Below are 18,568 nucleotides of genomic sequence, written 5' to 3'. Positions count from 1 at the left end.
CGGTTCTCAGTGGCCGCCCATGACGGTTTCGTTCGTCAGTCTCGGTGACGTGACGGTCGACAGGGGTCGGCGTGTGGCGAACGGGTGGGTCAGGGCATCGACCGGGTCGGCCGCTCGCCCTCGCGGTAAAACTGTCCGTGGAAGCCGAGCGGCATCGCGGTCGGCACCGTCGCCCGCGCGAGTTCGGTCATCGTCGCCGCGTCGAGAACGAGCAGGAACGTCCGCTCGGCGTCGGCGTCGAGTACCGAGGCGAGGAGGACGCCGTCGTCCTCGGCGGGCGCGGCGTCGTCGGCGGCGGCGGCATCGCTGGCGGCGTCGTCGCTGTCGCCGGCGTCGTCAGGGGCCGGGACGAACACCGCCTCGCTCGGGAACGTCCCCCGCTCCTGCCACACCCGCGTCGTCCCCGAGCGCAGGTCGACCTTCACCAGTCGATTCGGCAGGCTCTCCGGGGGCCGTTCGCGGTTGCCCGCCGCCCAGACGTACCGGTAGGGCCGACCGTTGCACCGCTCGTAGTTGATGGTCGGGAAGGCGACCGGGCCGCGATGGTGCGTCTCCGTGACGACGGTTCCACTCGTGCGCTCGCCGTACTCCGGGTCGAACGGGAGTCGGAGCCGCCGGAGTTCGCCGGTCGGGAGGCTCGGGTCGTCGACCCGGAGGTTGTCGAGATAGAAGTCCGAGACCACGTCGGCGTCGGGGAAGGCAACGAGGTCGACGACGAGTTCGCCGCTCCCGCTCGCCACAGGCCGCTCGAACGCGTTGGCGGCGTGGAAGACGAAGAAGGGGGCCGTCCGGTAGCGCGCTCGCTCGGCGCCGGTCTCGCGGTCGAGCACGACGACTCTCGTCCCCAGTTCGGGCCGCCACCGGAAGTTCTCGATAACGGGCCGGTCGCGAAGGAAGGCGAGCGGCGAGTCGACGACGAACGGCGGCACGGTGAAGACGGCGTAGCGTTCGGTGAGCGAGAAGCTGTGGACGTACCCCGGCGGGTCCATCGATACGCGACCGAGCGGTTCGCGCTCCCGCTCCCCCGGCGAAATCCGGTAGTACACGTACCCCGGGTCGCGCCCGAAGTCGGTGGCGAAGCCGAGGTGCGCGCCCGTCTCGAAGTCGAAGTGGGGGTGGACGGTGTCGGTCGCGCCGAGGTCGTCCGGGTAGCCGACGGTCCGGCGCGTTCGCAGGCTGTCGAGGTCGAACGCGACCGCCCGCGGCGATTCGGTCGTGGCGACGAACTCGCCGCCGAGGTGGTCCACGTCGACGGTCGCGTTGTCGGTGAACCCCGGGTCGCGCAGGCGACGGAGTCGGTCCAGCGCCGAGGTCGGCGGGTCGCTCGCGAACTCCCGGTAGCCGAGTTCGCCGTGCTCGCGTGCGTACCGGTACGCCTCGCTCCGGAGGAACCGGTTCGAGAACTCGACGCGGTCGTTGTCACCGTCCGCGCCGTCGACCCGGTACGCCCGGAGCATGGCGAACCCGTCGAACCAGTGGGCCAGTTCCCGGTCCCCGACGGCGAACGTGCCGGGACCGTTCCTGACGAAGGTCCCCCGGAGCCAGCCGGGAAGCGACCCCTCGACTGGGAGGGCGATGCGGTCGTGTTCGACCCGCGCCGGCCGCAGACCGACGCGGTAGTCGGCGGTCATCGACCGTTCTACGGACGGGGTGGGTACGGAACTATCGGCCGCGGGAGTGCGGTGGACCCGACCGGCGGTGTCCCCGGGTCCCCGACCCCTACTCACTCGTCGTCGCTCGACCGGCCGGCCGCGTATCCGAGCGCGCCCGCACCGACGGCGCCCGCGACCGCCCCGCCGGCCGCCAGCGTCGCCCAGTCGGGGAGCCCCGAGCGGACGCCGGCCCGTTCGAGCGTCGCGTCCGCCTCCCCCTCGGGAACCGTCAGTCGGTACTCGTGGTGTTCGCCGGCGTCGAGCGACCGCGACCGACTCGCGTCGAGCCGCCCGCCCGAGCGGTCGGCCAGGGTGGCGCCGAGGGTGTAGTCGGTCGCGGTACCCGAACTGACCAGGAGTCGGTAGGTACCGGGGTCCGGGCCGTAGCGGCTCCGCATCGCGTGGGTGTCCGTGCGGGAGCGGTCCATGTGCTCGCTCCGGACCCGCGAGACGGGGGCGTCGTCGGGGTCGACGACGTGTAACACCGCTTCCGCGGCGTCGAGCGTGACCGTCAGGACGCCGAGCAGTTGGTCTCTGAGTCGGGACTGACCCCGCTCGCGTGCCGGGTGTTCGTCGGGGCCGTTGCGGGCGGCGATGAGTCGCTCCCAGCGGTTGTAGACGAACGTGTCGTACCCCGAGATGCCCTCCCGCGGGTCGCGCCGGACGCCGGCGGTGTAACGCTCGACCGGCGCGTCGGCGTCCGGGTCGACGCGCAGGGAGAGCCGGCCGCGCCACCAGTCGTCGGCGTAGAACCGGGCGCCGAAGTTGGGGTCGTAGACGGAGAGTCGGGTCGCGCTCCCCTCGCGAGCGTAGTCGTAGACGAGCACCTCGTGGGCGACGTAGGTCGCCGAGTTCATGAGCGAGATGCTCGCCGAGCCGAACGTGTCGACCGCGGCCGTGACCGCGTCGAGGTGGGCGCGGTAGTCGATGCGGTGGGGGTTGAGCAGGTCGCGGCGACCGACCCAAGCGTAGGGGTCGAGTAGTTGGGAGGTCTGGAACACGTCGACGTCCTGCGCCACCGGGTCGCGCTCGGGGTCGCCGGCCGGCGCCTCGGGGTGGCGGAACTCGCTGGCCGACTCGCGGTCGAGTGGGACCTGCTCGGGCCGTTCGAAGTAGCGCTGGGCCGCGTAGGTCATCCCGTAACAGTGGCCGTTGGCCGCCGCGAACTGGTTGGCGCTCACGTACAACTGGCCGGCGATGGCCGAGACCAGCGGCGACGGGAGCGAGGCGAGCGGCAGTCCGAACAGGCGTCGGGTGACGCCCCCCCACGTCCTGCCGAGTGCCCGCCGAATCTCGGTCTCCGAGACCCGCTCGTGGTCGTGCGTCGGGAAGTACGGGTCCGACGACGACCAGTTCCGGAAGCCGAAGCCGTGTCGCTCGGGGTCGAAGCTGTCGGTCTCCGTGACCCCCCGTCGGCCGCGACGACTCGCCCGACTCCGCCCGAGGACGGCCCCGCCGCTCGCCACCCCGACCCCTATCCCCCGAATCATCGCCCGGCGCGACGCCGTCATCGTTCACACTCACCGATAGAGGACAATCAACGTATCGGGAATCAGGTCGATGGCGGTCGACGGCCGCTCGTCGTCGCCGCCACTCCGCCGGCCTGCGGACCACGGGGCGTGCGACGGTCGCGACTACGAACCCGGCGACTACGAACCCGAGGACGGTGAGGACTGCGACTACGACTGCGACGACCGCGACCGCGAGGACCGTGTCGGGACCGGCCGGTCGTCCGGCGGCGAGGCCGACGCCGGAGACGACTCCTCGCGCGCGCCCGTCGAGGTCGTCGCTCGGCGCGACACGTCGAGGTGGTAGTTCCGGAGCACGTCCCGCCCGAGGCTGACGGGGTGGGCGTCGCGCCGGTCCTCGATGGTCGCGGCGACCGTGTGTTGAGCGCCGCCGATGCCGACGACGAGGTCGACGACGGGACGCTCCTCGGCGACGGCCTCCGGGTCCGTCGAGTCCCCGGCGGTGTGAATCGGGCCGGCGCCGATTGCCGCGGCGAGCGGGAGGTCGATGGCGGTCCGTGCGGCGCCGGAGTCCGCCTCGGCGACGACCGTCTCGGTCCCGGTGGTGCCGCTGACGACGACGCGCTCCGTGAGACCGACGACGACCGGGTCCGGCCGTGTCGTCTCCGGGCGCGGGACGCAGGTCGGCGTGGAGTCGTCGAGCGTCGCCGACAGCTCCCGGACGAGGTCGGCGTCGACGTCCCTCCCGACTCGCTCGATGGCCAACTTCGCGATGTACGGCGCCGGGCTACAGCCGGTGGCCCGGTACAGCCCCCTGAACCCGGCCGTCGGGTTCACTTCGAGCACGAACCAGCCGTCCTCGCCCTCGATGAGGTCGACGCCGGCGTAGTCGAGGCCGAGCGCGGCCGTCGCCCGGAGCGCGAAGTCGTGGGCCGCGTCGGGGAGCGTCGCCGTGGCGTCCTCGACGCTCCCGCCGCGGGCGACGTTCGTCCGCCAGTCCCCCGCCGGGGCAGTGCGGTACATGGCGCCCACCACCTCGCCGCCGACGACGTACACCCGGAGGTCCCGCGGCGGCCCGTCGGTGCCGACGAACGCCTGCAGGAAGGCCCGACGGCGGCCGACCGTGGCCGTCAGCGGGTCACTCTCGGCCACGCGCCACGTCCCGCCGCCGTGTGTTCCGATAGCGGTCTTGAACACGGCCTCGGGACCGAACGTCCCCCGCCGGCGGTTCAGTTCGTCCGCGCCGAGTGCGAACACCGTGTGGGGGACGGACACCCCGGCGCCGACGAGCGTCGCGACGGTCGCCACCTTGTGGGCGGCCCGCGAGGTGGCGTCGGGGTGGTTGAGCGTCGGCCGGAGCGCCGCCAGCGTCTGAGCGACGCCGAGGTGTTCGGCCGGCTGGTCGGTGCTGGAGAGGAGGAGTCGGTTGACGAGCACGTCGACGTCGGGGGTGAGCGTCGCGTCCCCGTCTCGGGCCTCGACGACGGTGTTCGCCTCGCGGAGCCACTCGGGCTCGTGACCCAGCGCCTCGACGGCGTTCAGGATGGCCTTCGTCTCCTTGCTGTCGTGGAGGCTCAGGACGCCGACGCGTACGGGGTCACGGTTCATAACTAACGTACGTCAAGGATACTGGAAAGCGTATCGCCGGTTCCAGCCGACGGGGAACCGTCCTAAGCGGCCACAGCGGGTCGGAGGGCTCTCACCGACTGAGGTAACCGCCCTCCACGTCGAGTGCGGCACCCGTCGTGAACGAGGCGCCGTCGGAGCAGAGCCAGCAGACGGCGTCGGCAATCTCCTCGGGCGTCCCGAGGCGGTTCATCGCGTGGAGCCCCTCGATCTGACCCCGCATCTCTTGGTCGGTCGTGAGTCCACCCTGCTCCAGCAGGGGCGTGTCGACGAACCCGGGACACACCGCGTTGACACGGACGTCCGCCCCGGCGTACTCCAGTGCCGCGGTCTTCGTGAGTCCGAGGAGTCCGTGCTTGGCGGCCACGTAGGCGGGGGCGGTCTCGAAGCCGACCTTGCCCAGAATCGAGGCGTTGTTGACGACGACACCCCCGCCGTCTTCGACCATTCGGGGGAGCTGCTCGCGCATGCACCGCCAGACGCCGGTGAGGTTCACGTCGAGGACGCGTTGCCACCCGTCCTCCGAGTAGTCGGCGGTCTTGGCCTGTTCGCCGCCGATGCCGGCGTTGTTGAACGCGAAGTCGAGACCGCCGTACTCGTCGACCGCCGTCTCGACCATCGCGGCGACGGCCGCCGCGTCGGTCACGTCGGCGTGGACCGCCGTGGCTTCGCCGCCGCCCTGGCGGATGGATTCCACCGTCGCCTCCGCCTCCTCGTCGTTCACGTCGCCGATGACGACCGCGGCTCCGGCCTCGGCGAACGCTTCGGCCGTCGCGCGGCCGATACCGGTGCTCCCACCCGTGACGACGGCGACGCGGTCGTGGAACTCGTAGTTCGACATCGAGTGCGAGGTGACACACGAACGGAGATAACATCCACGGCCAGGGGAGGACCCGAGCCGGTCAGCGCTCGTCGGCGGGCCCCTCTTCGCCCGCTGCGGCGTCGGCGACCGCGCCGTCGGCGAGCCGGCCGTGTGCGCGCCGGAGCCGCTCCGAGAGGGCCTGTTGGGAGATGTCGAACGCCGCGGCGAGGTCGCCCGTCGTCGCCCGACGGGGAATGTCGTAGTAGCCCGACTGCAGGGCGTGCCGGACGGCGTCGTACTGAGCCTCGGAGAGACCGAAAGGGGTCCGCTCACCTTCCGCGGTCGTGTGGACTCGCTCGACCTCGAGACCGGCGTCCACGCCGGTGTCCGTCTCGAAGCGGAGCAGATCGGAGACGTCGTCGTCCGCCGGGAACCAGACCCGGAGGGTCCAGCGTCCGCCCGAGAGCGCCGCCAACTCGACGGCGGCGTCCATCCGCTCCGTGAGGTAGGGGACGAGCGGGCCGACCTCGTCCCACTCGACGCGACAGAGCCACCCGTCGCCGAGGTCGGAGACGGAGCCGGCCTCGGCGACGGTCGGGTCGGCGTCGAGCGCGGCAACGGTCTCCTCGGGACCCGTCGGTCCTCGACATCTGAGCAGTTGACTCAGCGGCCCATCGCACGCGGCGAGAGAGACGATTTCGGCCTCCGCCTGCGGGCGGGAGCCGAACGACGGGAGTACGAGAGCGGCAGGGTCGACGCTGAACTCGACGATAGTCGTCACGCGTGTCACCGTCTGGGTCCGCCGCCGGCTAGTGAGGAACCCCTGTTATTACGTGCAGTTTTAGTCTCCTTTCGGATGTCCGCCGGGAGCCGGTCAGTCGCTCTCGACGGCGGCGACCAGCTCCTCCGCCCCGAAGGTGCCGAACAGCTGGTCGACGACCGTGCCGTCGCGGTAGACGAGGAAGGTGGGGACGCCCCGGAATCCGAGTTCCTCGACGAGGTCGAGTGTCTCCCGAGCGTTCACCATGGCGACAGTCGCGTCCGTCTGCCGGGCGACGACTCCGAGCACCGGCTCCATCGACTGACACTTGCCACAGCCGTTCGTGTAGAACTCGACGAGGACGCGCTCGTGGTCGGCGACGAGCGCGTCCAGGTCCGCGCGGGAGTCGAGCGCGACCGGCTTCGGGCGCTGTGAGGTGTCGGTCATCGGCGCGTGGTAGGGCCCGGAGCGGCCTCAATCTCTCGGTCCTCGTGAGAGTCGGAGACGTGGGAGAGTCTGGAAGCCGGAACGAGGGGGGAGAAGAACCAGTTCGGGGCCGCGACGTTCGGGTCAACGATAAGTGGGTTCTGGGCCGAGCACCCACATGGACCCGGCGGAACTCCGCGCCGACGTACCGACGTTCGACGAGACGGTGTACCTGAACACGGGTGCCAGCGGCCCCAGCCCCCGACGCGTGGTCGCAGCCGCGAACGACTGTCTCGAACGCCACGAGTTCGACGCACCCGGCGAGGAGGGGATGTACCCCTTCGCTTGGGACCAGTTCGACCGAACCAGGGAGCGGGTGGCCGAGTTCGTCGGCGCCGACCCCGACGAAATCGCCCTCACACAGAGCACCAGCGACGGCATCAACCGGGTCGCCTGTGCAATCGACTGGGAGCCGGGAGACACCGTCGTCCGGACGGACCTGGAACACTCCGCCGGCATCCTCCCCTGGAAGCGTCTTCGGGACCGCCGCGGCGTCGAAGTCGAGGTCGTGCAGACGGACGCGGGTCGACTCGACCTCGACGACCTCGACGACGCCCTCGCGGACGCGGAGCTACTCTTCCTCTCGGCCATCGACTGGTGTTACGGCACCGAACTCCCCGTCGCCGAGGCCGTCGAACTCGCACACGAGGCGGGCGCCCGAGTGCTGGTCGACGCCGTACAGGTCCCCGGACAGACGACGATGGACGTGCGAGAGTGGGGGGCGGACTACGTCGTCGCCGCGGGTCACAAGTGGCTCCTCGGGCCGTGGGGCGCCGGGTTCGTCTACGTCGACCGGGCGGCCGCCGAGGCGCTCGAACCGTCCTTCGTCGGCTACCGGAGCGTCGAGGAGCCGATGGCGGAGTCGTACGTGTTCAAGCCGGGTGCACCGCGACTGGAGGTCGGAACGACCAGTCCGGGGCCGTACGCGGGGCTCAGGGCCGCGATGGACGCCATCGAGGCGGTCGGACTCGACACGGTGGAACGTCACGTCGAGCGCCTGACCGACCGACTGAAAGCGGGACTCCCGGACGGCGCGCTCCTCAGCCCCCGCGAGTACGAGTCCGGCCTGGTGTCGTGGCGTGTCGACGACGCAGAGGCGACCGTCGAACGGCTCCGGGAGGAGGGGGTCGTGCTCCGCTCGCTCCCCGTCGACGGCGCGGTCCGGGCGTCGTTACACGTGGTCAACACGGAGGAGGACGTGGACCGCCTACTCGGCGCGTTGTAGCGTGTAGCGGTCGAGTCGGGAGACGCCGGCCCCGTGGCGACGCTACCGGCTCCACAGGGCGTCGTCAGCGCATCTCCTCGAGGTCGACGAAGGAACTCTCGGCGGCCGTGATCCACGTCGTGAGCAGTTCGGCTTCGGTCGCGTCGCGAGGGTAGACGGTGCACTCGTCGGGGGCGCCGTCGTAACGGACGACCGTCCCGACGAGTTCGGGCGGGTGGTAGTCTGCGGCCGAGTCATCGGACGGGTCGTGGCGTGGAGTGTTCTCGTACATGGTCTCTCGGGTCGGTGGACTGGACAGTGCCGAACGGTGGTGGTGTCGGACGGCGGGTTCAGTTGCCCGCGAGGGTCACCTCGCGGGTGTCGTCGCTCGACCCGGTGAGCCGGACGGTGAGTACGGGGACGGGAGACTGAGCGAGGACGTGCTGGGAGACGCTGCCGAGCATGTTGTCCTCGTAGTCGGCGTGAGCACCCATCACTACGACGTCGACGCCGGCGGACTCGGCGTAGTCGACGATCTCCGGACCCGGACTTCCCCACCGAAGTTCGGACACTACCGGCAGGCCTGCGGCTTCGAGTCGGCTGCGAACGTCGGCGAGTGTCGTCTCGCCTTCCCGTCGGAGTCGGTCCGCCGCGTCGTCGGCGTCTTCGAGCGTGAGGAACGCTCGGTCGTCGACGACGTAGAGCAGGTGGACGGTGGCGTCGGTCGACCGCGCGAGCGAGGCCGCTCGGACGACGACGTCGTCCGCGTCGGTGCCGTCGATGGGGAGCAGAACGTGTTCGTACATCTACGGTCGAACGTTCACTCGTTCGGAACAAATACGGGAGCCGCGATTCTCAGACCTCGGGAACCGTCCGCCGCCGACTCTGTCCCGGGGAACCCCCGGTCACTCGGCGACGGCCCTACCAAGTGACTATTCAGCGGTCTTCCGTCCGCTCCACTCGGCGACGTCAAGGCGATACAGGCGCGGTTCGAGTTCCTCGATGGGCTCGCCGAACACGCGGAGTGAGACGTACGCGTCGTCGATGTCGACGCGGTCGGGAGCCTCCGCGTCGGGAACGCGCGTCAACGGCCCGCGAACCATGATACTCGTCGATTCCATCTCCGACTCGTAGTCGTAGTGGACGAAACAGGCCTCGTCGGTCGACTCGACGAACTGCATCTTCTCGCTGCCGTCGTGCTCGCCGAGTCGGAAGAACACCGTCCGGTCTGCGTAGTGGTACGCGACTGGAATCGCGTAGGCGTCGCCGTCGGTCGCGAGCGAGAGCACCCCGACCTCGCCCTCCCTGAGTGCGTCCTCGATCTCACGGTCCGACATGGCAAGCGTGTAGGTGTAATCGTCCGACTCCATACTCGTCCTACGCGGGATTCGCTCATGAACCCATCCCTGAATTGTGATACCGAGTACCACGATATTAAATCACGTACCCCGACGCAGTACTGCGATTCGAGGACGTGTAATCGTGGTGTCCCAAACTGTTTGGGAACGACGCTGAATACCGGAGCGCAAGTTCAACCCTGTACGCACAAGGTGTACGAATATGAGTTGGGTGGGCACTGACGTAACCGACGGAGAGTCGACAGGGGAGACGGACGCCGACCGGGCGAGCGAATCGCAGTCGGAAATCGAGGAGTCTGCGGAACTCGGCAAGGACGACCTGTTTCACGTCCTGCAGAACCAGCGCCGCCGACGGGTGTTGAACTTCCTCCGGACCACGGATGGACAGGTCGACATGCGCGACATCGCGGAGCAGGTCGCCGCGTGGGAGAACGGGAAGGAGGTCGCGGAGATCAGCTCGGACGAACGACAGCGAACCTACATCGCGCTGTATCAGAGTCACCTCCCGAAGCTCGACGAGATGGGCATCGTCGAGTACGACCAGAGTCGTGGGGTGGTCGAGCGGACCTCTCTGGCCGACAGTTTCGACCCGTACCTCGACATCGACGTGGCGGTCGGCGAAGACGGCGACACCGAGGAGACGCCGCTGGAGGCGGAGACGGCACCGGCGGCCGACGGGACGGCGTACTACGGCGCCGCGACGGTCGTCGGGCTGGCGCTGACCGGTGCGACGTGGGCAGGGTTCGCGCCCGCCGCCCTGACCGGGTCGCTCGCGATAGTCGTGACCGCGATGTTCGCCGTCGTCACGCTCGGGCTGGTGGCCCGTAACCGACAGTAGCGGACTCGGAGCGTCGGTCCGAACGGTCGGGCCGACGTGTCGTGCGGCTGGCGGACCCGACGGTGGTGTGCCGACGCGGACGCCGGTAGTGGTGTGCCGGCAGCGGACTGATGTGGTCGCCGGCGGTGGTGCGCCGACGACGAGCCGGGACGCTGGTGTGTCGTCCCTCGCCGGTAGTGGTGCGCCGACGTGATGCGAGGCTCGGAGCCCGGTGGCGAGCGTTTTCGACGGCCGCGACCCCGGCGGCCGCGCGACGGCACCTCGTCACCGGGACCGACGTGTTTTTCTCGCTCGGAGCGGGAGAACCGCCAACGCGACGATGGCCGACGAACTCGACTCCCTCCACCCCGTGGCGACGCTCGCGGCCGTCGGCCGGGCCGCCTACGACGAGCTAGTCACGGTGGTCGTTCTCAGCCTCCTCTTCTCGCTGGCCGCGGTCCCCGTCGTGCCGGTGGGCGCGGCGATCATCGCGCTCGTCGGGACCCTGACCGGCGCCGTCGGTGACGAGCTCGACGGACGGAAGGGGTCCGAACGCCAGCGTGGTGCCGCGTTCCTCCGGGAGGTCCGACGACAGCTCCGGCGCGGGCTCCCGTTGACCGGGGTGACGGTCGGTACGGTGGCCGTCACCGCCGTCTACTACCTACTTGGTGTCGGGACGCGGTCGGGCACGTTCCTGCTCGGCGCGACAATCGGGCTGTACGCCGTCGTCCTCGCGACGGTCGTCGCGCTTCGGGCATCGTCACTCATCGCTCGGGCGCCCCCGGACAGACAGCCGAGCGGCGGGCGGGCACTCCGGGACGCCGCCTACCACCTCCTCGACACCCCCTCCTTCTCGGTGCTCGTCGCCGTGTTCGCCGCCATCGTGTCCGGTCTCTGTCTCGCCACGGGCGTCGGCGTCGTGCTCCTGCTGCCGGGCCTGCTCGGGCTGCTCGAGGTGGTCGCCTTCGAGGAGGTGAGCGGCGCCGGCGCGGACCGAGTCGTCGCCGCGTACCGCGGTGAGCTCCGGGGTGACGGCCGATGACCGCACGGGAGCACCACGTCGCGAGCGCCGTGCCGGTTGCGTTTCTCGCCGTCGTACTCGGTCATCACCCGGCCGTCGCGGTGCCGTTGCTCGTCGGCGTGTTGCTGCCCGAACTCGACGCCGTCCGGAGCCGCACCCACCGGTCGTGGGCACTCCACACACTCTTGCTCCCCGCGGTTCTATACGTCGTGTTCGGACGCCTCGGGGTCTTCGAGGCGGCCCCACCGCTGCTCGACGCGCTCAACTTCGTCGCCGTCGGGACGGCGCTTCACCTGCTCGCAGATTACGTCTATCCGCGGACCATGAGCCACGAAGGGGCCGTCTGGCCGGTTCGACCGGTCGGTTTCTCGGCGCCGTGGGGGCTGCTCTGGCTCGGCGTCTCATGGACGATTCAGTGGTTCGGCTACATCGTCCCCGAACTCGTTCCGTGGCTGTTCGGGCTGTGACCAATTGGGACGCGACCCGAGGGGATTCCCCCTGCACCACCCACACTACTCCAGTAGTAACTCCTATGTGGCTGGGGTGGAATGTCGTGATAGACCATGGCGACCGTAGAGTACGACGAGGTGACGAAAGTCTTCGAGGAGGGCGGCGAGCCGGTCGTCGCCGTCGAGGACCTGAACATCGCCGTCGAGGCGGAGGAGTTTCTGGTACTGGTCGGTCCATCCGGCTGCGGGAAGTCGACGACGCTCCGACTGCTCGCGGGACTGGAGACGGTCACCGACGGGGAGGTCCGCATCGGGAGCGAGGTCGTGAACGATCAGAAACCGAAAGACCGGGACATCGCGATGGTGTTCCAGAACTACGCGCTGTACCCCCACAAGACCGTCGAGGAGAACATGTCCTTCGGGCTGGAGATGACGACGAGCCTCTCCGACGAGGAGATTCACGGCCGGGTCCACGACGCGGCCGAGATGCTCGGTATCGAGGAGCTTCTCGACCGCCAGCCGAAGGCGCTTTCCGGGGGCCAGAAACAGCGGGTTGCCCTCGGTCGCGCCATCGTCCGCGAACCCGAGGTGTTCCTGATGGACGAGCCGCTGTCGAACCTCGATGCGAAGCTCCGCACTGACATGCGGACCGAACTGCAGGAGCTCCACGAGCGATTGGGCGTCGCGACCGTCTACGTCACCCACGACCAGACGGAGGCGATGACGATGGGGGACCGCATCGCCGTCCTCAACGACGGCGAGCTCCAGCAGCTCGGCACGCCACTCGAGTGCTACCACCGTCCCGCCAATCGGTTCGTCGCCGGGTTCATCGGCTCGCCCTCGATGAACTTCCTCAGCCTCTCCTTCGACGCGACGGCCGGCGTCGGGAGCACGGGCGGAATCGACTACCACTTCACCGACGAGCAGGCCGAGCGAATCCGAACCTCGGGAGCCGGCGCCGTGACGCTCGGCATCCGCCCGGAGGATATCGAACTCGCCGAGGCCGAGGGGCCGGACACCGTGCGCGCGGCGGTCAGAGTCGTCGAACCAATGGGCAAGGAGAGCTACCTCTACCTCGACGTGTCCGGCACCGAGGTGACGGCGTCGGTCCCCGGCGACTACGGCATCGATGTCGGCGACCAGCTTCGGCTCCGATTCCCACGCGACCGAGTCCACGCCTTCGACGCGGAGACGGGGGAGACGGTGTTCAACCGTTCGCGAGGCGAGTCGTCGCTTCCCGACGGCGTTCAGCTGTAGGAAAACGCTGAAACGCGGCCGACACCCACACACAACTATGGACACGGAGACGCTCCGGGAGACCCTGCAGAACACGGGTCTCACGCAGTACGAGGCCGACGCGTACATCGCCGTCTTGGAACTCGGGAGCGCGTCCGCGACGGAGATCGCCGACGCCTGTGACGTGCCACAGGCGCGGATTTACGACGTGCTCCGGAATCTCGAGGGCGACGAACTCGTCGAGACGTACCAACAGGGGAGCCTCCACGCGCGGGCACACGATCCCGAACGGATGTTGAACCAGCTCACCTCGTACGCGGAGACGGTCACGGAGGCGGCCACGGAGATCAACGAGCGCTGGGAGCGCCCCACCGTCGAGAACCACCGCGTGAGCGTGCTCAAGCCGCTGTCGTCGATATACGACCGCACCCGGGAAGCCATTCGAGAAGCCGAAAACGAGGTCCAACTGGCGGCCACCGCCGACCAGTTCGAACGGCTGCGGGGGGAGCTCGAGGAGGCGTACGAACGCGACGTAGTCGTCAAGTTCACGCTTACACCCGAGGACTCCGACCAATCCCCCCTCGAAGGGGAGGCGCCAACGTTCGACGGTGTGGCGACCGAGGTTCGATACCGGGGAATGCCGACCCCGTACCTGGTGTTGGTGGATAGAACACGCGTCTGTTTCGCCCCCGAGAAGCCCCTTCACCCAAGCCACGAGTACGGCGTACTCGTCAACGACTACTCGTTGTCCCGCATGTTCGACTGGTACTTCGGAACGGCGTTCTGGTGGGGGTGGGAGACGGTGTACTCCGCACGCGACGATTCGCTGCCTCGGACCTACACGTCCATCAGGGAGTGCATTCGAGACATCGACCGCTACGTCGACGAAGCGCGGGTCGTGCTGACCGTGTACGGTCAGGAACGGGAGACCGGGACAGACGTGGAGTTGACAGGGGTCGTCCGGGGAACGACCTTCACGGGAGGTGACCTCGACCGACCGCAACTCGCCACGTTCACCGGCGAGGCGACACTCACCCTCGAGACGGCCGAGGACACCGTCGAAATCGGTGGGTGGGGTGCGCTGTTCGAGGCGGTCGAGGGCAAGCGCTTCGTCGTCGAAGCGGTCGACTGAACCCCCCGACGCCGTTCACCGTGCCGGGGACCCTTGCGAGGGCAAGCAATTTTATGTTGCATCCGGGTGAAGTGAGAGAACTGAAGCCGGAATGCCACACGGAACTCACAGAGAGCGGACGGCGAACGGAGGGAGACGCCCGTGACGCGCCTCAGCCGACTGCTCCGACGGACGGCCGGACTGCTGCAGAGCGTTGGCTACGGTCGGTCCTGTCGGCCGGAGCCGGACGGCGGTGCCGACGGGGAGGCGGATGAAAGGGGGACCCGCTCCGAGGCGGACCTCCTGCTCGAGGAGGAGATGACCCCGCGGTCGTTTCTCCATCACCTCGTCGAGCGTGCCGGTGGGCGCACCCGACAGAAACACCTCGTCGCGGAGAGCCAACTCCCGGAGTCGACGGTCAGTCGACTCCTGACCGACCTCGAGGCGGAGGAGCACCTCGTCCGTCACCGCGTCGGCCGCGAGAACGTCGTGTGTCTCCCCGGCGACGAACCCGTTCACTTCGACCCGGAGACGGCCGCCTCGGCGACAGTCGAACCCCACGAGGCGGGCGAGCGCGCGGAGTAGCGGACCCAGACCTGCTGACCGACGGGACCCGATTCCCGTCCCGTCACCGATTGGTTTCGACAGTTCGGCCCGAACAATTAGTTGGACGGTTCCCCAACGCCGCGACATGGGTACGTACATGGCTCTCGTCGACGCCGACGAAGCCCGCGTCCAGAACGCACAGGAGTTCGCCACCATCTGGGGCGACATCCGGAACGACCTCGAAGAACTCGACGCTCGCCTGCTGGACGCCTACGCCGTTCTCGGCGAGCACGACTTCCTCGTGTTGTTCGAGGCCGAGGGGCGTGAGAGAGCCTTCCAGACGTCGGTCGCCATCGAGCGATACGGACTCGACATGCAGACGATGGAGCTCATCCCGGTCGACCGGCTCGGCGAGCTCGTCGACGACTTCTGAGAGCGTCCACCGGGAGCGTACGACCTGCCCCGACACTACGACCGCTGACACCGCCCGTTACCGACGAGCGGAGAGTGGTCGACGATTCCGAGATATCGCTCGACCGGACACCGACAGCGTGATGCGGGGTTACCCGAAGAGGGAGGCCCGCCTCACCTACCCTTTCATCCCGCTGAGAGACATCCCACGGATGAAGTAGTTCTGCGCCGCGAGAAACGCGATGAGTACGGGTGCGACGATGATGAGCGCCGCGGCCATCATCAGTCCCCACTCCGCGAAGTACTGGTTGCGGACGGCGAACAGTGCGATGGGGAGCGTGTACATGTTCTGTTCGCCCGCGATAATGAGCGGCCACTGGAAGTTGTTCCAGGCGCCCATGAAGGTGAAGATGCCGAGCGTCGCGAGTGCAGGCTTCGCCATCGGCAGGTACACCTTGTAGAACGTCTGGAACTCGTTGCAGCCGTCTATCTTCGCGGCGTCGCCCAGCGCCGAGGGGAGCGACTTGAAGTGCTGTCGCAGCAGGAAGATGCCGAACGGGTTGGCGATGAGCGGCGCGATGAGCCCCTGGTAGGTGTTCACCCACCCGAGTTCGACCAACAGCAGGTAGACGGGGATGAGCGTCACCATCCCGGGAATCATCATCGTCGACATGAACAGCAGGAACAGCTTGTCACGTCCAACGAAGTCGAGCTTGGCGAGGGCGTATCCCGCGAGGCTGTCGAACGCGAGGTTGAACGTCGTCACCGCACCGGCGAAGATCATCGTGTTGAGGAACCACCGGACGAGCATGATGTCCGGGCGCTCCCACAGGGTGACGAAGTGCTGGATCGTCACCGCCTCGGGGATGAACGACACCGACGCGGCGGTCGGGTTCTGCGAGAGGCTCGTCGTGATGGTCCACCAGAACGGCAGCGTCATCCACAGCGCGCCGAGGGTGACGACGGCGTACAGCAGCGTCGTCTTCGTCCAGTAGCTCGCTCCCGACCGCTCGTAGCCGGGGTACTCGTAACTGGAGCGGGCCATCAGGCTGCCCCCCCGTCGGCCGCGTCGGGGCTCGGTCGGTGACCCGACTGCAGACCGGCCGCCGTCCATCGGTGGTTCGTCGTCTCAGTCTGTCGATGAATCGCCGTCATCAGTACTCGATCTCCCCCGACTGGTGGTGTCGGTACTGGTAGTAGCTGAAGGCGAAGATGATGAGGAAGAGGATGAACGCCATCGCGGCGCCGACCCCCATCTTCCCCTCCTCGAACGCGCGCTGGTAGATGAGCAGCACGGTCGTCGTCGTCGCGTAGTACGGACCGCCCTCGCTGAACACGAGCGCGATGCCGAACACCTGGAAGGCGCTGATGACGGCCATGACGATGACGAACAGGTTGGTGTTGCCGAGGTTCGGCCACGTCACGTGGCGGAACCGATGCCAGGCGCTCGCCCCGTCGATGCGTGCGGCCTCGTACAGCTCCTGTGGAATGTTCTGGAGGCCGGCGAGGAAGAATATCATGTTCGAACCGATGCCGCCCCAGATGGCCATGAGCATGACGCCGCCAAGCGCGTAGGAGGGGTTTCCCGCCCAGTTGTGTTCGAGGAACGTCGGGAGCAGGTTGTTCACGACGCCGTCGGCGGAGAGGAACCACCGCCACATGACGGCGCTCGCGGCGCCCGAGAGCATCACCGGCATGAAGTACGCGGCGCGGTAGGCCTTCTTGAACCGGACCCGCGTGTCGAGCATGAGCGCGACCGCCAGCCCACCGTAGATCTGCAGCGGCACCGTCCCGATGGCGTAGACGAGTGTCGTCTTCAGCGACCACCAGAACAGGTTCGCGCTCGGGTCGGTGAACACGACGAGGTTGAGCCCCTCCGCCGTGACGGGGAGGGGAGTCAACACCTCGGCGTAGTTCGAGAGGCCGACCCACGTCCCGCTGTTCTGGAGGATGCTCCACTGCTGGAAGGAGATCCAGAACGCGTACAGCACCGGCCCGAGGAGGAACAGCGAGAAGACGGCGACGTTCGGCAGACAGAACAGATACCCCATGATGGCGTCGCCGTCGCCGCCGCTCCCGAGCCGCTCGCGGGTCCCCCCGAGCAGGTCCCTGGCGGCCGTCGTGAACCGCCGGTCGCCCCGGTCCTCTCCCTCTTCGAGCGCCATGGCTTACGAGAGAACCTCTGTGTTGACCTTCTCCTGGGCCGTCTCGAGCGCCGGCTTCGGGTCCTTCTCGCCGACCATGACGGCCTCCAGCTGGGGGTTGAGCAGGTTGAGGATGGCGGCGCTGTTGACGCCGTAACCGACGACCTTCGACCACTCGCCGGCCTCGTAGTGGGTCTTATAGCGGGGGTTCTCCTTGTAGAACTGCATGTCCCCGTGGGACTTCCGGGCGGAGAGCTCGATCCCCTTGCTCGCCCACTGTTTCATCCCCTCCTTGCCGGTCAGATAGCTGACGAGCGTCTTCGACGCGTCGGGGGCGTCGGTGTTGGACGAAACGCTGTAGGAGACGGTGTACGCCGGGGTGGCCTTCGTACCGCCGCTCGGCGTCGGGATGTGGCTGACGGTCGTGTTCTCGTTCACGTCGGGATGCTCGGCTTTCAGGAAGGGAATCGCCCACGGCCCGGTGATACCGGCGGCGACGGACTTCTGGCCGAGCGCCGCTCCCTGCCAACTGGCGCTGATGTCGGAGGGGATGGCGGCGAGCCCGTCGCGCTTCAGCCCAGCGAGGAACTCCAGGGCTTCGACACCCGCCTTCGAGGCGAACACCGCCTCGTCGCGCTCGTCGTTGAGAATCTGCCCGCCGTTCTGGAAGACGAGGCCGTACCAGGCGCGAGCGTTCGGCTGGAGGATCATCGGCGCCTTCACGTCCGTGCTCGACTTCACCGCTTCGAGGCCGGAGCGGAGGTCGTCCCACGACTTCGGCTCCGACGCGCCGGCTTCCTCCCACAGCGTCGAGTTGGTGTAGAGCTGGAGCGTCGAGAACCCCTTCGGAATGCCGTACAGCGTCCCGTCGTACCGGAACGCGTCGAGAATCGGCTGGAAGAAGTCGTCGGTGTCGAACCCCTCGCCTTCGGCGACGCTCGTAAGCTCGAGCAGCACGTCCTGCGAGGCGAAGGAGCTGAAGTACTCACCTTTCACGTAGAAGGTGTCCGGAGCGTTGCCTGCGCCCAGTTGTGTCTTCAGCTTCTGTTTGTACTTCGACTGAATCGCGTCGTAGTCGACCGTGATGTCCTCGTGGTTCTCGTCGAACTGGCCGACGACCTCCTGAAGAAACGCTGACTCCTCGTTGTTGGCGGCCCACCCGGAGAGCTGCACCGTCGTCGCGCTCCCGGAGTTGCCACTCGACTCGTTGGAGCTTCCGTCCGCGTTCCCACCGGAGCCGTTGGCGCCGCCCTCGCCGGAGCCATTGGCGGACCCGCCGCCGTCCCCGGTACAGCCCGCAAACGCCCCAGCCACGCCTGCCGCACTCAGTGCCTCTACGAACCGCCGCCGCGAGAGTTCGCCGCGATTGCCAGTGCCTGTCATGTGCCTGGTCGATGATGTAATCCCTCACGGATAAACCTAGGGAATTTCAAACTACTCCAGTAGTGTGAGGTGCCAGCCTTTATACGTAACCGT

General features: G+C 68.2%; 20 protein-coding genes. 8 read left to right on the top strand and 12 right to left on the bottom strand.

What is annotated here, in order from left to right; genetic code table 11:
• Positions 1 to 89: 89 nt before the first annotated feature.
• The 6 genes from N5095_RS07010 to N5095_RS06985 all read right to left on the bottom strand — a co-directional run bounded on the left by N5095_RS07010 (position 90) and on the right by N5095_RS06985 (position 6,756).
• Positions 90 to 1,631 carry a carotenoid oxygenase family protein gene (locus N5095_RS07010; RefSeq protein WP_267622041.1) on the bottom strand — a complete coding sequence of 514 codons (1,542 nt, stop codon included), beginning with the start codon at positions 1,629 to 1,631 and terminating at the stop codon, positions 90 to 92.
• Between the two features lie 92 nt (positions 1,632 to 1,723).
• Positions 1,724 to 3,163 (bottom strand): hypothetical protein, encoded by a 1,440-nt coding sequence (locus tag N5095_RS07005; RefSeq protein WP_267622040.1) that lies wholly within the window; start codon positions 3,161 to 3,163, stop codon positions 1,724 to 1,726.
• 168 nt (positions 3,164 to 3,331) lie between these two features.
• Complete coding sequence (locus tag N5095_RS07000; RefSeq protein ID WP_267622039.1) at positions 3,332 to 4,729, bottom strand: ATP-grasp domain-containing protein; 1,398 nt, start codon at positions 4,727 to 4,729, stop codon at positions 3,332 to 3,334.
• Between the two features lie 91 nt (positions 4,730 to 4,820).
• Positions 4,821 to 5,588, bottom strand: coding sequence for a glucose 1-dehydrogenase (locus N5095_RS06995; RefSeq protein ID WP_267622038.1), 768 nt, complete (start codon positions 5,586 to 5,588; stop codon positions 4,821 to 4,823).
• Between the two features lie 61 nt (positions 5,589 to 5,649).
• Positions 5,650 to 6,330, bottom strand: coding sequence for a helix-turn-helix domain-containing protein (locus N5095_RS22345; protein WP_267622037.1), 681 nt, complete (start codon positions 6,328 to 6,330; stop codon positions 5,650 to 5,652).
• Positions 6,331 to 6,423: 93 nt separating this feature from the next.
• Positions 6,424 to 6,756 (bottom strand): thioredoxin family protein, encoded by a 333-nt coding sequence (locus N5095_RS06985; RefSeq protein ID WP_267622036.1) that lies wholly within the window; start codon positions 6,754 to 6,756, stop codon positions 6,424 to 6,426.
• Between the two features lie 157 nt (positions 6,757 to 6,913).
• Between N5095_RS06985 and N5095_RS06980 the strand changes: the two genes are divergently transcribed.
• Positions 6,914 to 8,020: an aminotransferase class V-fold PLP-dependent enzyme gene (locus N5095_RS06980; RefSeq protein WP_267622035.1), complete on the top strand. Its 1,107-nt coding sequence runs from the start codon at positions 6,914 to 6,916 to the stop codon at positions 8,018 to 8,020.
• Positions 8,021 to 8,084: 64 nt separating this feature from the next.
• Here N5095_RS06980 and N5095_RS06975 read toward each other — a convergent pair whose 3' ends face one another.
• From N5095_RS06975 to N5095_RS06965, 3 genes are all read right to left on the bottom strand, one after another.
• Positions 8,085 to 8,291, bottom strand: a complete 207-nt coding sequence (locus N5095_RS06975; RefSeq protein WP_267622034.1) for a DUF7511 domain-containing protein — start codon at positions 8,289 to 8,291, stop codon at positions 8,085 to 8,087.
• 58 nt (positions 8,292 to 8,349) lie between these two features.
• On the bottom strand, positions 8,350 to 8,805 hold the full coding sequence (locus N5095_RS06970; RefSeq protein WP_267622033.1) for a universal stress protein: 456 nt from the start codon (positions 8,803 to 8,805) through the stop codon (positions 8,350 to 8,352).
• Positions 8,806 to 8,931: 126 nt separating this feature from the next.
• Positions 8,932 to 9,369, bottom strand: a complete 438-nt coding sequence (locus N5095_RS06965; protein WP_267622032.1) for a pyridoxamine 5'-phosphate oxidase family protein — start codon at positions 9,367 to 9,369, stop codon at positions 8,932 to 8,934.
• A 190-nt stretch (positions 9,370 to 9,559) separates the two neighbouring features.
• Here N5095_RS06965 and N5095_RS06960 point away from each other — a divergent pair, with 190 nt between their 5' ends.
• The 7 genes from N5095_RS06960 (at position 9,560) to N5095_RS06930 (ending at position 14,970) form a co-directional block, all read left to right on the top strand.
• Positions 9,560 to 10,195: a DUF7344 domain-containing protein gene (locus N5095_RS06960; protein WP_267622031.1), complete on the top strand. Its 636-nt coding sequence runs from the start codon at positions 9,560 to 9,562 to the stop codon at positions 10,193 to 10,195.
• A 319-nt stretch (positions 10,196 to 10,514) separates the two neighbouring features.
• Positions 10,515 to 11,216: a hypothetical protein gene (locus N5095_RS06955; RefSeq protein ID WP_267622030.1), complete on the top strand. Its 702-nt coding sequence runs from the start codon at positions 10,515 to 10,517 to the stop codon at positions 11,214 to 11,216.
• Positions 11,213 to 11,662 (top strand): hypothetical protein, encoded by a 450-nt coding sequence (locus tag N5095_RS06950; protein WP_267622028.1) that lies wholly within the window; start codon positions 11,213 to 11,215, stop codon positions 11,660 to 11,662. The genes N5095_RS06955 and N5095_RS06950 overlap by 4 nt, the downstream gene beginning before the upstream one ends.
• A 96-nt stretch (positions 11,663 to 11,758) precedes the next feature.
• Positions 11,759 to 12,901, top strand: a complete 1,143-nt coding sequence (locus tag N5095_RS06945; protein ID WP_267622027.1) for an ABC transporter ATP-binding protein — start codon at positions 11,759 to 11,761, stop codon at positions 12,899 to 12,901.
• Positions 12,902 to 12,938: 37 nt separating this feature from the next.
• A complete protein-coding gene (locus N5095_RS06940) occupies positions 12,939 to 14,012 on the top strand; it encodes a TrmB family transcriptional regulator (RefSeq protein ID WP_267622026.1) in 1,074 nt (357 codons plus the stop codon).
• A gap of 141 nt (positions 14,013 to 14,153) precedes the next feature.
• Entirely contained in the window at positions 14,154 to 14,576 is a 423-nt protein-coding gene (locus N5095_RS06935; protein WP_267622025.1) for a helix-turn-helix transcriptional regulator, read from the top strand.
• Between the two features lie 106 nt (positions 14,577 to 14,682).
• Positions 14,683 to 14,970 carry a GYD domain-containing protein gene (locus tag N5095_RS06930; protein WP_267622024.1) on the top strand — a complete coding sequence of 96 codons (288 nt, stop codon included), beginning with the start codon at positions 14,683 to 14,685 and terminating at the stop codon, positions 14,968 to 14,970.
• A 156-nt stretch (positions 14,971 to 15,126) separates the two neighbouring features.
• Here the strand turns inward: N5095_RS06930 and N5095_RS06925 are convergent, their stop codons facing one another.
• The 3 genes from N5095_RS06925 to N5095_RS06915 all read right to left on the bottom strand — a co-directional run bounded on the left by N5095_RS06925 (position 15,127) and on the right by N5095_RS06915 (position 18,475).
• The gene (locus N5095_RS06925; protein WP_267622023.1) at positions 15,127 to 15,993 is read right to left on the bottom strand and encodes a carbohydrate ABC transporter permease; all 867 of its coding nucleotides are present in this window, start codon (positions 15,991 to 15,993) and stop codon (positions 15,127 to 15,129) included.
• Positions 15,994 to 16,102: 109 nt separating this feature from the next.
• Complete coding sequence (locus tag N5095_RS06920; protein ID WP_267622022.1) at positions 16,103 to 17,113, bottom strand: carbohydrate ABC transporter permease; 1,011 nt, start codon at positions 17,111 to 17,113, stop codon at positions 16,103 to 16,105.
• 3 nt (positions 17,114 to 17,116) lie between these two features.
• Complete coding sequence (locus N5095_RS06915; protein ID WP_267622021.1) at positions 17,117 to 18,475, bottom strand: ABC transporter substrate-binding protein; 1,359 nt, start codon at positions 18,473 to 18,475, stop codon at positions 17,117 to 17,119.
• Between the last annotated feature and the right edge of the window lie 93 nt (positions 18,476 to 18,568).

The organism is Halobium salinum (assembly GCF_026586625.1).
Classification (GTDB): Archaea; Halobacteriota; Halobacteria; order Halobacteriales; family Haloferacaceae; genus Halobium; species Halobium salinum.
Note: the sequence above shows the minus strand (reverse complement) of the source record. Positions and strands in the feature narration are given on the sequence as shown.

Coding starts and splice junctions, on each gene's coding strand:
- N5095_RS07010 (WP_267622041.1), bottom strand. CDS start 1,631: ATGACCGCCGACTACCGCGTCGGTCTGCGGCCGGCGCGGGTCGAACAC.
- N5095_RS07005 (WP_267622040.1), bottom strand. CDS start 3,163: ATGACGGCGTCGCGCCGGGCGATGATTCGGGGGATAGGGGTCGGGGTG.
- N5095_RS07000 (WP_267622039.1), bottom strand. CDS start 4,729: ATGAACCGTGACCCCGTACGCGTCGGCGTCCTGAGCCTCCACGACAGC.
- N5095_RS06995 (WP_267622038.1), bottom strand. CDS start 5,588: ATGTCGAACTACGAGTTCCACGACCGCGTCGCCGTCGTCACGGGTGGG.
- N5095_RS06985 (WP_267622036.1), bottom strand. CDS start 6,756: ATGACCGACACCTCACAGCGCCCGAAGCCGGTCGCGCTCGACTCCCGC.
- N5095_RS06980 (WP_267622035.1), top strand. CDS start 6,914: ATGGACCCGGCGGAACTCCGCGCCGACGTACCGACGTTCGACGAGACG.
- N5095_RS06975 (WP_267622034.1), bottom strand. CDS start 8,291: ATGTACGAGAACACTCCACGCCACGACCCGTCCGATGACTCGGCCGCA.
- N5095_RS06970 (WP_267622033.1), bottom strand. CDS start 8,805: ATGTACGAACACGTTCTGCTCCCCATCGACGGCACCGACGCGGACGAC.
- N5095_RS06965 (WP_267622032.1), bottom strand. CDS start 9,369: ATGGAGTCGGACGATTACACCTACACGCTTGCCATGTCGGACCGTGAG.
- N5095_RS06960 (WP_267622031.1), top strand. CDS start 9,560: ATGAGTTGGGTGGGCACTGACGTAACCGACGGAGAGTCGACAGGGGAG.
- N5095_RS06955 (WP_267622030.1), top strand. CDS start 10,515: ATGGCCGACGAACTCGACTCCCTCCACCCCGTGGCGACGCTCGCGGCC.
- N5095_RS06950 (WP_267622028.1), top strand. CDS start 11,213: ATGACCGCACGGGAGCACCACGTCGCGAGCGCCGTGCCGGTTGCGTTT.
- N5095_RS06945 (WP_267622027.1), top strand. CDS start 11,759: ATGGCGACCGTAGAGTACGACGAGGTGACGAAAGTCTTCGAGGAGGGC.
- N5095_RS06940 (WP_267622026.1), top strand. CDS start 12,939: ATGGACACGGAGACGCTCCGGGAGACCCTGCAGAACACGGGTCTCACG.
- N5095_RS06930 (WP_267622024.1), top strand. CDS start 14,683: ATGGGTACGTACATGGCTCTCGTCGACGCCGACGAAGCCCGCGTCCAG.
- N5095_RS06925 (WP_267622023.1), bottom strand. CDS start 15,993: ATGGCCCGCTCCAGTTACGAGTACCCCGGCTACGAGCGGTCGGGAGCG.
- N5095_RS06920 (WP_267622022.1), bottom strand. CDS start 17,113: ATGGCGCTCGAAGAGGGAGAGGACCGGGGCGACCGGCGGTTCACGACG.
- N5095_RS06915 (WP_267622021.1), bottom strand. CDS start 18,475: ATGACAGGCACTGGCAATCGCGGCGAACTCTCGCGGCGGCGGTTCGTA.